This is a genomic window from Dermacoccus sp. MPR-E5 (genome assembly GCF_058809565.1).
Genome location: NZ_JBXASS010000025.1, coordinates 1 through 15633, shown reverse-complemented (window position 1 = coordinate 15633; position 15633 = coordinate 1). Strand labels below are relative to the sequence as shown.

Here is a 15633-nt window from a genome sequence, read left to right as displayed (position 1 = left end):
GGCGCGACGCCCGTCGCGCGGGGGCAGCCGTAGACGTCAGGAGAGGTCGGCGAGGATCCGCTCGGCGAGGGCGCCGGTCGACTGCGGGTTCTGACCCGTGTAGAGGTTGCCATCGGCCCCTGAGGTCGCGGGTCGTACCGTGAGGGCATCGAGCAGACCCTCGCTGACTGACCGGGCGAGCGAGTCTGTCAGCCACGAGCAGAGCACGAGCGCGTTTCACGTGAAACACCACACCGTCAGGCCGCGGCGCCCTCACCCTCGACGAGGCCCTGCTCGACCCAATCGCGCGCCGACAGGCTCGTCAGCGCATAGACGACGAGCAGGTCGACGGAGAGGGACAGCAACGCGCCGAACGTCGGCCGCGTGCCCTGCAGGTACTGCCACATCTGGCTCGCCTGCGACAGGGTGACGAGAGCGATCATGATGAGTCGCGCCCACACCCCGCCGAAGAACGTGCGGTACGCGAGCCACAGGATCGGCACATACGTCAATACCCCGATCCACAGGGCGACGTTCGTCGGCAACTCGGCCGGAACGTCGCCGAGGACGTCCCGGCCGTTCGGCCCCAGAACACCGTCGCCGCCCCAGACGAGCGCCGCCATCGACACGAGGGCAGAGGCCACCGCGAGCACGCAGGCCGCGACGATCGATGGCGGGCGACGCCCCACCGTGCCGAGCACCTGCCCGTCCTCGCTGGCGCCGTACACCGTCGCGCCCGGGGCGACGGCAACGGCGGTGAGGTCGACGACGGGCAGGTCGCCGTCCGTCATCACTGCGTCGCCGCCGCCGTTGCGGCTGTGGTAGCCGCTCGTGAAGTCGTGGAGCATCTCGACGCTGACGGCCGCGTCGGCGTCCGTCACCGTGCGCAGCACGTGGTCGCGTTCGGTGTCGATGTCGCGCGCGATACGGTGCGTGACCTGCAGCGTGAAGAACGACAGGCCGACGCCGGAGTCGAACGTGCCCGACGCTAGCCAATCGACCCGCCGGCCGCCGGGCAGCAACCACCCGTCGGGCGTCGGCCAGAACCGTACGTGGTGGCGTTGTGACGGGTTGCCGTCGACCTCCTGCTGGTAGGCGAACTCCTGCGTGCGCCGGAACAGCACGAGCGGGCTGACGGGTGCCTCGGCGTAGCTTCGGCGCAGCAGCGACGACACGACGATGCGGACGCTCGACCCGAGCGTCACCGGGTCGGCCTTGACCCACCCGGCGCGCGTCATCGTCTCGTGGATCTGCTGTTCGTCGCCGATGAATGCGAGGTTGAGGGGATCGCCGAGGCGCCCGTCCGTCGTACGGCTGCAGCCGATGAAGTAGTCGGGCACGTAGATCGTCGTGAGGACGCGGTGCAACCGTGGCAGCGCCAGGTAGGCCATGACGGCCCAGAACCCGACGAGCAACAGGAGCAGCGACCACGACCACGTCGCCTCGCGTAGCAGCAGCACGGCGAAGACGAACGAGCAGATCATGACGGCGAAGAAGAAGACGTTCTCCAGCCACGCCAGCCCGAGATGCCGACCGAGCCCGCCCATCATGACGACCGGCTCAGCGGCCTCACCCGCGCCGGATTCGCGGACCGGGGCCAGGGCGCGCGAGGGGTCGGTGCTCGCGCGTGTCTCGCTCGAGCGTCGGTCGCGTTCCATGGTCCTCCCACCCGTCACGACCCCCTCCGGACGAGGGTGCGCACCCCATTGTCCCCCGCGTTCGCCCCGCATCCCGGCCGGCGGCGTGGCGGTGGCCGTTGCGGTTGGCGACCGAACGCCGGGAGGCCGAACGCCGACGCGCCCACCGTCGGCTGTCGAAGTTCTCGGCTCGAGCTCTCGTGTTCCACGTCACACACGGCAATACTGAAGAAGGAGGTGTGTCCAACACGCACCGACTCGAGAACAGGAAAATGCCATGAACCGTTTTGTCCGCACCACATGCTTGACGACGTTCGCCGGAGCCGCCCTGTTCAGCGCCCCCGCCTACGCAGCCCCTACGGCCGGGCCCGGCGTGTCGGCGACTCCAAGCATCACCTACACGACCGACGGCACCACCGTCGCATTCAACTTCAACCTCAAGGGCACGCAGCACTATGCCAACGGGCCGGATCACACGACGACTCGTACCCCTGGCCCCATCTCCATGAGTGTCGACTTCGGTGACGGCAAAGGCCGTACCGGCGGTGATTCCGGCGTCCTGCAGTGCACCTCGAAGGGCGTCTCGCCACTCAACTTCTCGTCTCCTTACCAGTACCGCTACACCAAGCCCGGCACATACAAGGTGAAGCTCGACTTCTGGTACTGCGGTGACGCCAACAACTCCCACGTCACGAAGACCGTCGACGTGAAGATCGGCGCGTCGGCGCAGCCCGTGCCCACGCCGTCCAAGCCGGGAACCCCCGGCGGCACGACGACGGGTTCGACCACTGTGGGCCCGAAGGTGCAGACCGACATGACGCACGAGGGCAGCTCGACGAACACCACCGCTGCGTTCGCGAGCGGCGCGCTTCTCGCCGCAGCGGGCGGCACGCTCGTCGTTCGCCGTCGCACCCGATGACGGATCCGGCGAGCGGCCAGTCTTGCTGGCGGCCCTCGCCGACACCCGGCAGCGGAACGGCCCGAACCTCACGAGAGGTTCGGGCCGTTCCGCGTGTACCCAGCCGGGGCGCCGGGCAGTGGCTCAGGTGAGTTCGAGGTACTCGTCCCAGCCACCGGGCGGCGTCTCGCCGGGAGCGAGGGCCTGCAGCTTCTTGACGACCTTCGGGTCCTGCGCGTCCATCCAGTCGCACAGCTCACGGAAGGACACCATCTTCGCGTCCTTGTGCGCGGCGACCTTGCGCATGACCTCCTCGACGGCGTCCATGTAGATGCCGCCGTTCCAGCCCTCGAAGTGGTTGCCGATGACGAGCGGAGCGCGGTTGCCCTCGTACGAACGGTTGAACCCGGCCATGTAGGAGTCGACGGCCTGCTTGCGCCACGTCGCGTGCATGGCCGGGTTGCCCTTCGTCACCTTCGACTGGTTGAACATGATGTTGTAGTCCATCGACAGCACCTGGAAGCGCGTGCCGGCCAGCGGGATGGACTGCAGGCTCATGTCCCACAGGCCCTTGTCCTTCTTCGGCCACATCTGCAGCGTGCTCTTGCTCGTGTCGTAGCGCCATCCGAGCTTTGAGGCCTCGGTGCGCAGGTTGTCGCCGCCCTCGAGGCAGGGCGTTCGTCCGCCGATGAGTTCCTTGTCGTAGTCGAAGGGCAGCGGCGGAAGGTCGTGGAACCCGGTGTTGGTGCGCCAGTTCGCGACGAACGAGCGGGCCTGCTCGATCTCGCTGCCCCAGTCGCTCGGCGACCACGTCGAGCCACCCGTCGGGCCGCAGAAGTGGCCGTTGAAGTGGGTGCCGATCTCGTGGCCCTCGGTCCACGACTCGCCGATGCCCTTGATCGTCGCGTGGACGCAGTCATCGGGCAGGAAGTTGATGTCGGTCGCACCAGGTTTGTGGTGCGGCGCATGGTAGAGCGTCTTCTTGCTCTCGGGCAGGAAGTAGATGCCGGAGAGGAACAGCGTCATGTGCGCGCCGGTTTCACGTGAAACCTTGCGGAAACGCGACAGCAACGGGTTGTCGACGAGCTCGGCGGCGCCGTCCCACGACACGACGACGAACTGCGGCGGCACGTCGCCCTTCTTGAGCTTCTTGGGCTTGTAGAGCCCCGGCTGCGGGCCGGTGTCGCTCATCGACCCGTCGCCGATCGTCTTGCCCTGCGGGCTCGCCGACGACGCCGACGCCTTGGCCGAGCTGCCGGCCTTGACGCCCTTGCCGGAGCCGTCCGACTTCGACGACGTGCTGCATGCGGCGAGCGCCCACACGCCCGCGCCGCTCAGCACGGTGCGGCGCGCCACCGCAGCCTTCAACAGCGCCTTCGCGGTGCCGTCGTCGCCTCGTCCATCGTTCGTCGTTCCGTTGCCGTCAGCGGCCATGCTCACGTGTTCCTCCCGTTTGCCCCCGGTGTTCTTGTCTGCCGTTCCACAGTACGCGGGACCCCTGACGAGCGCCCAAGTCGACGCGCCGGACGGTGCGTCAGAGCAGGTCCTCCATCGCACAGCAGAGCACCTCGACGGCCGTCGCCCGCGCGCGGCAGGTCGACATCGGCACCTGGCCGAAACGGCCTCGCGCGACGGGGCTGCGGTTCAGCGCCCGGGTCGCGTGCTCGTCCCAGGTGACGTCGACGAACCAGGCGCCGTCAGCCTCGACGACCGCGCGCACGCGACCGAAAGCGCACACCTCCTGGCGCACGGCGAGATAGGCCCAGATGACGTCCCCCGCCCGCATCGTGCGGTAGCCACTGCGCAGGCACCAGCGTTCGAGTGGCTGCGAGCGCCCGATGGCAGCCCACACCGCCGTGGCGTCCGAGCGGGTGCGCCAGTCGTCGGGCTGGTGCTCGGCGTGCGCTGCGGGGTTGATGGGCAGCAACCAGTGGGCGTCCGAGCGCGACGGCGTGGCTACGGAATCGATACTCGTCAGCTTTCCACGCCGCCGCGGTGTTCCGCCTAGTCTCGCTGGCATGACCGTGAATCACCTCACCGACGAGGATTTCCTGGCTCTCTACGGCAGGTGGGCGCCGCTGACCCCGAGTGACGTCAAGCACTTCTTCGCGAGCTACCCCGGCTTGTGGTGGATCGCCGGGGGCTGGGCCATCGAGGCCTTCACGGGTGCATCACGCGAACACGACGACATCGATCCGTCCGTACTGCGTAATGACCTGCCCCTGCTTCGACGTCATCTCGCAGGACGCCTGCACGCCTGGGCCGCCGCGGCGGGTTCATTGACCCCACTGCTTCCCGACGTCGACGCGGATGGCGCGCCTGACGACGTCCTCCCGCGCGGGTGCGGGCAGATCTGGGCGAGGCCGGATGCCGCGAGCGCCTGGGAGTACGACATCCTGCTCAGCCCGGGGAGCGAGCAAGAGTGGGTCTACAAACGCGATTCCCGCCTTCGCCTCCCGATGACGCGAGCCCTGTGGGAGCGAGACGGCGTGCGGTACCTCCGGCCGGAACTGCAACTGCTCTTGAAATCGCGCGGGTTACGCGACAAGGACGAGCGCGACTTCACCGTCACGGCGCCACTGCTCGAGCGTTCGACACGAGAATGGCTGCGGGATGCCCTGACGCTTACCGAACCGAACCACCCCTGGATCGCTCGGCTGGACGATCTCGGGCAAGGTCATCACGTTCAGCCGTGCACCGCGGGCGCTTGGCCCTGACGTCGCGCCACCACGCGGTGCACACCCTCGAGCGCGGCGACGCCAGCGAGCGCGCAGGCAGCCGCGATCGCCATCCTCGACAGGTTCGTCGGGTCGAGCGAGAACCAGCGACGGGTGAACGGCAGCAGGAACATCGGGACGTAGGCGAGGAAGCACGCCGTCACGAGCGCGAGACGCAGGCGGTCGAGCGGACGCGCGACGATGACGAGCACCCACCAGCTGCACGCGATGAGCGTCGTGAGCGTCGCCGTCGCGATCTGGGTGTGCCCGGCGCCGAACACTGCGTCGGTGACGGCGTCCGCACCGCCGCCCTGGCCGTGGCGCACGAGCAGGTAGCACGCGAGCGTGACGGCGGCGATGACGAGCCCCGACGGAATCGCGAACCGCATGACGCGCGGCACGAATCCGCTGCGCGCTCGTTCGCTGTTGGGCAGCAGTGACAGCACGAACGAAGGAACGCCGATCGTGAACCAGGCGGCGATCGTCAGGTGGATCGGCTCGAACGGGTACGCGAGCGAGGGCGTGTGGAACAGGTGCGCCCCGAGCCCGAGCAGGCCGATGACGAGGGCGAGCGTCACCGCGTAGATCGTCTTCGTGAGGAACAGGTGAGCGACGCGTTCGATGTTGCCGATGACGCGGCGGCCCTCGGCGACGACGTGCGGCAGCGTCGCGAACTTGTTGTCGAGCAGGACGATCTGGGCGACGGCGCGTGTCGCGTCGCTGCCGGAGCCCATGGCGACGCCGACGTCCGCGTCCTTGAGGGCGAGGACGTCGTTGACGCCGTCACCGGTCATCGCGACGATGTGGTCGCGGCTGTGCAGCGCCCGCACCATCGCGCGCTTGCCGTCGGGCTTGACGCGGCCGAACACGACGCTCTTGTCGAGCGCGTCGGCGAGTTCGGCTGTGTCCGTGGGCAGCTTGCGTGCGTCGAGCGCCTGGTCGGCCTCGCCGAGGCCGAGGGATTCGGCGACGGCGCCGACGCTGCGCGCGTTGTCGCCGGAGATGACCTTCACCTCGACGCCCTGGTCATGGAAGTACTCGAGTGTCTTCGCGGCGTCGGGGCGCACCTTCTGCGCGAGCACGACGAGGGCGCGCGGCGTCAGCTCGCCGGGCGCGTCGTCGGCGTCGACGCGCGTCTCCGCCTCGGCGAGCAGCAGAACGCGAGCGCCGCTCGCGCCGACCTCGGTTGCGCGCTCGCCGTCGGCGCTGTCGGGGTCGAGCAGGATGTCGGCGGCGCCCATGACCCAGTTGCCGTGCCCGGCGAACGAGACGCCCGACCACTTCGTCGCGGAACTGAACGGCGCCCGCGCCTCGACGCCCCAACCCGGCGCATCGCCGAACGCGTCCTTGACGGCGAGCATCGTCGCGTTCGGGTGCTCGTCGGCGTGCGCGAGGGCGGCGAGTACCTCCTTCGCACTGCCCTCGTCGGTGTCACCGAGCGGTTCGACGCGTTCGAGCGTCATGCCCGGCTCCGTAAGGGTGCCCGTCTTGTCGGCGCAGACGACATCGACGCGCGCGAGGCCCTCGATCGCTGGCAGCTCGTTGACGAGGCACTGACGGCGCCCGAGGCGGATGACGCCGACGGCGAACGCGACGGACGTCAGCAGCACGAGGCCCTCGGGCACCATCGGGGTCAGTGCGGCCACCATGCCGAGGACGGCCTGCTTCCAGTCGTCGCGCGCGAGCAGCAGCTGGTTGACGATCGTGATGAGGCCGGCGGGGATGAGCAGGTAGGTGATGACCTTGAGGATGCTGTCGATGCCGCTGCGCAGTTCGGAGCGCACGAGCGTGAATTCGCCGGCGTCGGCCGTGAGCTTGGCGGCGTACGAATCTCCACCGACGGCGGTGGCGCGCATCAGCCCCGAGCCCGCGACGACGAAGCTGCCGGAGCGCAGTTCGTCGTCGCTGCGCTTGTCGATCGGGTCTGATTCACCCGTCAGCAGTGACTCGTCGACGTCGAGGTGATCGGCGCGCACGACGACACCGTCGACGGCGATCTGCGAACCGGACGACAGCTCGACGATGTCGCCGGTGACGATGTCCGTCGTCGGGATCTTCTTCGCCTCGTCGTCGCGCCGTACCGTCACCTCGGCCGTGTTGACGATACTGAGCTGCTTCAGCGTGTGACGGGCGCGCAGCTCCTGCGCAATGCCGACGATGCTGTTGATGACGATGGCGAGCCCGAACAGCGCGTTGCGCAGCGAGCCCGTCGCGACGACGAGGGCCACGAGGATCGCGAAGATCGCGTTGATGCGTGTGAACAGGTTCGCTCGCACGATCTGCCACGTCGAGCGCATGCCGTCGTCAGGGGCGTGGTTGACCTCCCCGCGACGCGTCAGTTCCTCCACCTCGGCCGTGCTCAGGCCCGCCTCGTGCTGTTCCCGCTCTCCCATCGACCCATTGTCTCGTGACGGCCTCCCCCGCGTGGCGCGAGGGCCGGGCCGAGACTCAGGGTGGCGGGTCACTCACAGGTAGGCGGGCAGCCGCGCGCCTACCTGTGAGTACCCGCCATCATGGGCTGCGATCAGATCTTCGACGCGCGATACCCCGCCTTGATCGCGGCAGCCGGCGTCGAGAAGCACATCTCGGGGTGCGTCTTCGCGTAGAAGCGCTGGCCGGGCCTGTGGAAGATGTGGCTCGACGCATTGCCCTTGATCGGCGCCCAACTGGGGCAGTTGACGCTGCCCTTCGGCATGACGATGGCGCTGCCGCGCGATGGCGCGGGGGCCGTCACCTTGACGTAGACACGCGTCGATGTCGAGGCCTTGTTCGTCGACGTCGCCTTGAGCTGAACGCTCCAGTATCCGCTCGCCTGCGGGGCCATCGACGTCGCGAAGTTGCCGCGCGCATCGGCCTTCAGCGTGCGCTGCGCGGTGTTCGGGGCAGAACCGTCAGCGTCGAAGAACACGACGACAGACGCACCCGGAGTCGCCGTCCAGGTCTTCGCCAGCTTCTGCGCCTGGCCCTTGAGCGTGATGCTCGAGCCCTTCGTGACCGTCGTCGGTGTCACGGCAAGGTTCGCGACGCGCGTCGTGACGGTCGCCGCGGCCAGGGCGGGCGTGGCGGTGAAGGCGGTGGCGGCGGCGAGCGTCGTCGCGCCGGCCAGGGCGAGGGCACGGTTCATCTGGGCGTTTCCTTCGAGGTGGGAGGGGTGACGGCCGTCGGCACGTCACCGCCGATCCTAGAGGTCATTGCGCTTTCAAGTTCTTGCTTTGCCCGAATCTCGCCGCTGGGCCGCCTGCCTCGTCGAACGGGGGCTGATTTCGTGGACACTGGCGACGGGCCACGTCGTCTGCCGGTCAGCGCCCCGTGTAGGTACTGAGCCACGCGAACGCATCGGGCATGACGCGCTGGTACGTGCCGAAGTTGTGGCCACCGCCGTCGACGACCTCGAACTTCGTCGTGAGGGGTGCCCGCGCAGCCGCCATGAACGCGCGGGTGTTCTCGATGCCCTCGTCACCACCCTCGGCCTGGCCCATCGTCGCGAAGATCGCGCTGTGGGGAATCGGCAGGTGCTGGATCCGCCACGTCAGGTCGTTCTCCTGGTGCAGCTTCTCCTGCCCACCGAACAACGAACCCGTCATCTCGTCCTCGTGCGGGCTGAAGTATCCGGACAGGCTTGCGGCGGCCGAGAACTGCTCGGCATACATCAGCGCGAGTTTCGCCGCACTGCAAGCAGGTCGACCTCTCTCTCAAACCCCATCGTTGTCGGCACGTTCTGAGACGATCCGTTCGAGAGCGGTTTCGAGAGCCAACACCCGCGTCGTGAGGTCGGCGGCAGGCGCTCGGGGTGGGCCTCTCGAGACCGATCATGGCGGAGAGTCGTGGCGCTGAACTTCTTGCCGGGTGCGAAGGTCACGGACCTGCGGGAGCTGGAGTCGAAGCGGACGTGCATCAAGGGCTCCGCGACGCGTACCGCTGAGGACATCGAGACGAGCCAGTCGTTCAACATGAGCGAGGTCAAGGCGATCGCCTCGGACAACCCCCTCATCCTGGAGAAAGCCCAGGCCGACCAAGACCTGTCGGTCCTGGAAAGCCTGCCGACCGCGGGCACCGGCGATCACAGACCCAGACCCGGCAGGCGGTTGACGCGGCGAACACCGCGATCAGTAGCTACTCGCGACGCATCCCGGCGCTGAATGACGCGATCGTGGACCGCACCGAGACGAAGGGTGACGCGTTCCGCGCCACCGTCGCGGGCCAGGTCTTCACCGAGCGCGTCGAAGCTGCCAACGCCATCCGTGAGCACCTCGGCGCAGCCGCGTCACGCGCCCGCGTCACGCGAGAACCTGTCACGCTCGAGGCCCTGGTGACGCTGGGCGGGCACCGGTTCGACGTGGTCGTCGACTCCAGCCTGGGTGTCACGAAGGCGAACCTCCAGATGCAGGCAGCCCCCGACGACGTCTTCGTGCGTGACGACGCGTTCGCGCTCATGGGACTACCCGGGTCGCACGGCGTCGTCACCAAGATGGAAAACGCTCTCGCCGGCATGGAAGGAGCACTGACGAGGGCGGAGCAGCGACTCGACGCAGCACAGCGCGACAAGGTGACGGCCGAGGCGAACCTTGGGCAGCCCTTCGCCCGTGAAGCCGAACTGCAGGCCGTGCGTCACAAGGTCGCCGAACTCGAGCGAGTGATGCGCGGCCAGGACTCGGACGAAGAGCAGGGAGAACCGCAAGAAGAGGTCACCACACCGGTCGCCCCGCAGGCTCAGGCCACCGAGACCGCGGCGGCGACCAGGGGCCATCAGGATGAGGATGAATCGGCGCTGTGGGAGCAGGCGTGGGATGAGTGGGAGACCGACTCAGCTTCGCCGTCCCCGCCTCGCACCCAGCAGCAGATCAACGCCGAGGGTAGCCCGAGAGTGCGTGATGCGCTGGCAGCGCGCCATCAGCGCCACAGCGACTACGGCGACTCTCCTTCCGGACTCTCTCACCAGGGTCCTCAGATGAGCTAGCAGGACGACGGGGGTGGTGAGTCCAATGGACTCACCATCCCCGCTCCGTGGGCGCCCGGAGTGACACCCTCGCTCACACCCCCTTGGTGAGCGGCTTCCCGCCTGCGCAGGACGTCGCGACCTGCCTGATAAGCCGTTGTCGGCGCCACGTGCCACGATGCAACGATGGCTGGCGGGATGAATCGCAAGGACGGGCACGTCGCACCGATCGGGGTACGCGCCGGCATCCCCGAAGACCCCGACGAACGCCCGTGGGAGCTTCCTCGTGGGGTCGCACCGCGTGATGGGCACGTCGAGTTGTATGTCGACGGCGAGTGGGTGCAAGCCCTGCTCATCGAGCAGCGTGTCGAAGGTTCGCTGTGGCACTGCCGCGTCGTGTGGGCAGAGCGCGGCGTCGAGACGCGGGTGCGTAACGAGTGGGTTATCCCCGCGCGCATACGGCCGCGCACGGGTCCCACCCCGAGCCCGCAACAACGCGACGAAGCTCCACACCCCCCAACCCCATAGATTCCCCGGAATTCCGGGGTTGTCGGTGTGCACGACTAGGTTCTCACCAAGGAAGGAGGCACCCCATGACCACTCGTGAAATCTTGCGCGCATACCGCGTCCCCCTGGACCCGACCGACGCACAGACCGCAGCACTGGCCTCTCATGCGGGCGCCTCCCGCGCCGCTTTCAACTGGGCCCTCGGCGCCAAGGTGCACGCCCACCGCATGTGGAGCGCGTGCGTCGCCGATCTGACCTACACCCGCTACGGCCACCTCGACGCAGATCAGGCCCTCGCCGCCGCGAAGAAGGACGCCTCGCGCTACTACCGCATCCCCACATCCCAAACCAACGAGAAGGCGTTCGACCGCGACCCGGATTACGCCTGGCGCACCGAGGTCAACCGCCGCAGCTGGGTCTCGGGGATGCGCCAAGCTGACACGGCGTGGCAGAACTGGCTCGACTCCCTGACAGGTCGACGCGCCGGGCGGCGTGTCGGATACCCCCGCTTCAAGTCCAAGGGGCGCTGCCGCGATAGCTTCACCCTGGCCCACGACGTGAAGCGTCCCAGCATCCGCCCGGACGGCTACCGCCGACTGACGCTGCCGAAGAAGATCTCCGTCACCGGCTCCATCCGGCTCAAGGGCAACATCCGCCACCTCGCCCGACGCATCCGTCGCGGCGTGGCACGCATCCAGTCAGCCACGATCTCCCGCGCGGGCAACGGCTGGTCAGTGAGCATCCTCGCGCTGGAAACACTCGACATCCCCGACCACCCCACCCCGCGCCAGCAAGCCGCAGGCGCGGTCGGGGTCGACGTGGGTGTGCACCACCTGATGGCTTTCAGCGACGCCACCATCATCGACAACCCGCGCCACCTGCGCGCGGCGCAGAAGCGGCTGACCCGCGCCCAGCGCGCCTTGTCGCGCAGCAAGTGGCGCCTACCCAACGGCGACCTCATCGACACCCCCAAGCGTGGCCAACGCGTCACACCCACGACGGGCCGCGTCAAGGCTCGAGCCCGTCTCGCGCGAGAGCACGCCGCTGTCGCCCAGCACCGCGCGAGCACACTGCACGCCATCACGAAGCAGCTCGCGACCTCGCACGCCGTCGTCGCTGTCGACGACCTCAACGTCGCCGTCATGACGCGCAGCGCACGAGGCAGCATCGACAAGCCTGGCCGCAACGTCGCCGCGAAAGCGGGCCTCAACCGTTCCATCCTCGACGCGAGCTTCGCCGAGATGCGGCGACAACTCACCTACAAGACTTCGTGGTACCGATCGCAGCTCCTGCCCTCAGGGTGCTTCGTTCCCACGAGCAGGACGTGTTCGACGTGCGGGGCGGAGAAAGCCAATCTGCCCCGGTCGGAACGCGTGTACCACTGCGAGAACTGCGCCACGGTGCTTGACCGTGACGTCAACGCGGCGAAGAACGTCCTTCGCACCGCTCTCGCATCCCACGACGCCCCCGGCATGGAGGAGTCGCAAAACGCCCGTGGAGGGCGCGGTGAGACATCTGTCGCGCGACGTTCTGCGAAGCGGGAAGACCCACCGCGAGGTGGGCCACCCCGGCCGTGTAATCGCGTCCGGTCATCTCCCCCCGACGGGGAAGCGAAAGTGAGGGGAAAGCTTCCCCCACCAACTGCAAAGCGCGGAAACACAGCACCCCGCAAGGGTCGGCCCCGCGCACGCGGAGATGAGCCCAACAAACCGAACCGCGGCGCGCTACTCAAGATGTCGGCCCCACGCACGCGGAGATGAGCCCCGGGGTCACCGCCCGCTGTGGCTGGGGTGATCGTCGGCCCCGCGCACGGGGAGATGAGCCCGCCGGCACCGAGTTCGGCATCCTCATCGTCAAGTCGGCCCCGCGCACGCGGAGATGAGCCCGGTTCGTGTGGCCACGGGTTCACCCTCCGCAGATCGGCCCCATACACGCAGAGACGAGCCCGAACTCGGTTGAGGTGACGCGCCATGCGGCGTGTCGGCCCCGTGCACTCGGAGATAAGCCCCGGCTCGCTGCCACACGTTCACGTCATCATCAGTTGGCTCCACGCACGCGGAGTGCAAAACGCATCATCTGGAGACGGTTTTGGCGCCCTGAGTTTGGCCAAGGGTTTTGCACACCTCTGAGAGACGCTGGGGGTCGCATCTGAGCACCCTGCTGCTCGGTGTGCAGAGACGACCCCTGCCGATCAGCTATCGGCGGGGCGAGACATGCAACTTGCGGGTTCTATAAGCAGCAGGCCAATGCCGTGTCGGTTCCCGCTGTGGCACTGACTGCCGCGCTGCCGATCGCAACCAGGCACGCTCGATACCTACTCGCTGATGGTCTCGACCGAGGCGCTTGACCCGCTCTTGCCCGGATCATTTCCCCTTCAGGAGGCGATGCCAGTAGATCAGCGGTTGGGCGAAGAGGTCGAAGGCGAAAGTGGCCATTCTGGGCCGCGCCAGAGAGATGAATGACAGGGTCTGTTCCTCGTGGCCCTGACGGTCCCACTCTGCCAAGATGAGGCGGCGACGATCGATCGGGATTGGTGCGACGCTGTACCCGTCATAGCGGGCCGCGAGGGGTTTGCCGTTGCGGCGTGCGATGAGGTTGTCACTGAGGACGGGGACCTGGCGTCGTAGACCGCCACCAGAGGAGGCGGTACCGAGTTGCGCGGCGTCCCCTAGTGACCAAATCCCGTCGTTTCGCCGGTGATGCAGGGTGCGCTCGTCGACGTCAATCAGGCCTGTCCCGGGTCGAGCGATACCCGCGTCGGCGACCCAGTCGTGGCCACGGTGGGCTGGTACGACGTGCAACGCGTCGTAGGGCCAATGAGTAGCGTTGCCGTCGACGTCGCGCGTGGTGACGTGGCGCGAGTCTGCGTCGATGGATTCAACGGTGATACCGGAACGCACGTGGACACCAAGGCGTCGCAGGCGGGAGTCGATCTCGTTGTTCGCGCGGGGTAGGCCGGTGAAGTCGCTGTTCTCGTTGAGCACGGTCATCGTGATGTTCTCCAGGCGCCCTTCGCGGCGCCAATGGTCCGCGGCGAGAAACAGTGGCTTTAGGCCAACGGACGGGCAGGGTGCGTTGCGGCTCGAGATGGTGAACACCGCGTTGCCCTGGCGCAGGTTCTTGAGCATGTCCCATGTTGCGCTGGCCATGGTCGGCTCGTAGTTCGTCGAGGCGTGAGGTGAAGCGCATGCCTGACGCAGTCCGGGGGTGGCGTCCCAGTCAATATGGGTGCCGGGGCACACGACGACGTCGGTGGCGCTAATACGCCGTCCGGCATCTGTATGCACCTGATGCGCGCTTGTCGCGTCCACCTCGCCTGAGACTGGAGCGGGGGTCAACTCGACGACCGATTCGCGATACCAAGTGCATCCCGCAGGGATCTGCTTGCTTTGAGGCCGTTGCGCCCTGCGCAGCGTCGCAAGCCCTACACCAACGTAGGAAAGCAGCGGGCGATAGGTGTGCAGCCCTTCGGGGCTGACGATGGCGATGTCCAGATCGGGATCGTCACGACGTAGCCGAGCGGCCAGCGCGATGCCGGCGTTGCCCGCGCCGATAATGACGACGTCGTGCGTGGTTTCGGGGCGGGTGAGGTTCATGGCTTCCATCTTGCCGCGCGGGTACGTCATTCTTGGATGGCGGTGACCGGCGGTAGCACGCACCGCCTCCGTCAGGGCCGCTTGGCTCGCACAGACCGGACAATAGGGGACGTACAGATACGATCCGACGCGCCTTCGCCCTAACACGCGCAGCGCACTCCAGCCTGGCCCACGAAGACGCCAGGTTTTCTTGCCCAGGGCCTCATTCATCGCCTGCCACCGGATCGTCCTGCAGAGCCGACCTCAGGTCGTACATCGGCATCGTATGGTCCTCTGTTTGTCAGCGCTCGAGTCGTCATGTTGGTGCTGAGCGACCGGGGGGCCGGAGGCATGCGGGGCGGCGCGTTCGCAGCCGACGGCTGGGAAGCAGCTTGTGGTGCGAGCGTGTACGTGCCGTCCGTGGGTGTGATGGGGGCCTGGCACGATGGGCGCATGGATGCGGTTTTTGCTCTTCGGCGCCAGTTGTCGCTAAAGCTGCGTGACGGTGTGGCCGGGCCCGACGCGGAGCGGGCGCGCGCCCGCATCTGGGACTCGCCCGGGCCTCGCTGGTTCGACGAGAACGACCCGTTGTGGATCGTGCACGCCGACGCCTCCATGTTCATCGGGGGCCTCGCGTCCTTGCTGCTGCAGTCGTTGCATCCGCTTGCGATGGCCGGCGTCGCCCAGCACAGCGGCTACCGATCCGACCCGTGGGGTCGGTTGCAGCGCACCAGCCACTACATCGCGACGACGTCGTTCGGCACGATCGAACACGCCGAAGCCATGATCGCCGCGGTGCGACGCATCCACGAGACCGTCACGGGCACGTTCGAAGCCACCCCCTACCGCGCGGGCGACCCGGACCTGCTGCGGTGGGTGCACGTCGCCGAGACGTTCTGCTTCGCGCGCGCCCACCAGCTGTATGGACACGTACACCTCGATGCCGCGCAGTACGACACCTACGTCGACCAGGCACGCCACTCGGCGCAGCTGCTCGGGGTGACGCACGCCCCGACAACGATGGTCGCCATGCTCGAGCAGCTGGCGACGTACCGGCCTGCGCTGCACGCGACGAGGGACTGCCTCGATGCTCAACACTTCCTCCTGCGCGACCCGCCTCTTCCACGCGGTGCGCGGCCGGGTTACTCGCTCCTTGTACGTGGCGCGGTCGCGGTTCTTCCGTCTTGGGCGCGAAGCGAACTGCAGCTGCATTCGCGGCCGGGTGATGAGCGCCTGGGGCGCGTTGGCACAGCAGCGATTCGATGGGTGATGGCTGCGTAGCGTCGTTACCCAGCCGGGAGTTAACCGGCTCATCCCAATCGAGGGTGTAGTCGCGGTCTGGAAGTCGCCGGCTTTGAGTAGTGGCCTAGCGATAGTTGATGAG

The 15633-nt window shown here is 67.8% G+C and carries 13 protein-coding genes; 6 read left to right on the top strand and 7 right to left on the bottom strand.

Annotation, left to right across the window (positions count from 1 at the left end):
* Positions 1-236: 236 nt before the first annotated feature.
* Complete coding sequence (locus AC1RS9_RS13860; protein WP_404602570.1) at positions 237-1637, bottom strand: LssY C-terminal domain-containing protein; 1401 nt, start codon at positions 1635-1637, stop codon at positions 237-239.
* A 256-nt stretch (positions 1638-1893) separates the two neighbouring features.
* Here AC1RS9_RS13860 and AC1RS9_RS13855 point away from each other — a divergent pair, with 256 nt between their 5' ends.
* On the top strand, positions 1894-2535 hold the full coding sequence (locus tag AC1RS9_RS13855; protein WP_136788961.1) for a hypothetical protein: 642 nt from the start codon (positions 1894-1896) through the stop codon (positions 2533-2535).
* 123 nt (positions 2536-2658) lie between these two features.
* On the opposite strand, the gene AC1RS9_RS13850 is transcribed toward AC1RS9_RS13855, so the two are convergent.
* Both AC1RS9_RS13850 and AC1RS9_RS13845 read right to left on the bottom strand, forming a co-directional pair.
* Entirely contained in the window at positions 2659-3948 is a 1290-nt protein-coding gene (locus AC1RS9_RS13850) for a polysaccharide deacetylase family protein (RefSeq protein ID WP_259880159.1), read from the bottom strand.
* A 100-nt stretch (positions 3949-4048) separates the two neighbouring features.
* A complete protein-coding gene (locus AC1RS9_RS13845; protein WP_006945048.1) occupies positions 4049-4534 on the bottom strand; it encodes a hypothetical protein in 486 nt (161 codons plus the stop codon).
* Between AC1RS9_RS13845 and AC1RS9_RS13840 the strand changes: the two genes are divergently transcribed.
* Complete coding sequence (locus AC1RS9_RS13840) at positions 4431-5231, top strand: hypothetical protein (RefSeq protein WP_492921890.1); 801 nt, start codon at positions 4431-4433, stop codon at positions 5229-5231. The two genes, AC1RS9_RS13845 and AC1RS9_RS13840, sit on opposite strands and share 104 nt — an antisense overlap.
* On the opposite strand, the gene AC1RS9_RS13835 is transcribed toward AC1RS9_RS13840, so the two are convergent.
* The 3 genes from AC1RS9_RS13835 to AC1RS9_RS13825 all read right to left on the bottom strand — a co-directional run bounded on the left by AC1RS9_RS13835 (position 5201) and on the right by AC1RS9_RS13825 (position 8881).
* A complete protein-coding gene (locus AC1RS9_RS13835) occupies positions 5201-7624 on the bottom strand; it encodes an HAD-IC family P-type ATPase (protein ID WP_492921888.1) in 2424 nt (807 codons plus the stop codon). The genes AC1RS9_RS13840 and AC1RS9_RS13835 overlap by 31 nt on opposite strands.
* A gap of 131 nt (positions 7625-7755) precedes the next feature.
* A complete protein-coding gene (locus tag AC1RS9_RS13830; RefSeq protein ID WP_038566091.1) occupies positions 7756-8355 on the bottom strand; it encodes a sunset domain-containing protein in 600 nt (199 codons plus the stop codon).
* 175 nt (positions 8356-8530) lie between these two features.
* Positions 8531-8881: an alpha/beta hydrolase gene (locus tag AC1RS9_RS13825; protein ID WP_040014582.1), complete on the bottom strand. Its 351-nt coding sequence runs from the start codon at positions 8879-8881 to the stop codon at positions 8531-8533.
* Positions 8882-9055: 174 nt separating this feature from the next.
* Between AC1RS9_RS13825 and AC1RS9_RS13820 the strand changes: the two genes are divergently transcribed.
* The 3 genes from AC1RS9_RS13820 (at position 9056) to AC1RS9_RS13810 (ending at position 12434) form a co-directional block, all read left to right on the top strand.
* The gene (locus AC1RS9_RS13820) at positions 9056-9370 is read left to right on the top strand and encodes a hypothetical protein (protein WP_006945045.1); all 315 of its coding nucleotides are present in this window, start codon (positions 9056-9058) and stop codon (positions 9368-9370) included.
* 11 nt (positions 9371-9381) lie between these two features.
* The gene (locus AC1RS9_RS13815; protein WP_006945138.1) at positions 9382-10188 is read left to right on the top strand and encodes a hypothetical protein; all 807 of its coding nucleotides are present in this window, start codon (positions 9382-9384) and stop codon (positions 10186-10188) included.
* Between the two features lie 572 nt (positions 10189-10760).
* Positions 10761-12434, top strand: coding sequence for an RNA-guided endonuclease InsQ/TnpB family protein (locus AC1RS9_RS13810; protein WP_492921885.1), 1674 nt, complete (start codon positions 10761-10763; stop codon positions 12432-12434).
* 603 nt (positions 12435-13037) lie between these two features.
* Here AC1RS9_RS13810 and AC1RS9_RS13805 read toward each other — a convergent pair.
* Positions 13038-14270 (bottom strand): NAD(P)/FAD-dependent oxidoreductase, encoded by a 1233-nt coding sequence (locus AC1RS9_RS13805; RefSeq protein WP_492921883.1) that lies wholly within the window; start codon positions 14268-14270, stop codon positions 13038-13040.
* A gap of 432 nt (positions 14271-14702) precedes the next feature.
* Here AC1RS9_RS13805 and AC1RS9_RS13800 point away from each other — a divergent pair, with 432 nt between their 5' ends.
* A complete protein-coding gene (locus tag AC1RS9_RS13800; protein WP_040015183.1) occupies positions 14703-15530 on the top strand; it encodes an oxygenase MpaB family protein in 828 nt (275 codons plus the stop codon).
* Positions 15531-15633 lie beyond the last annotated feature (103 nt).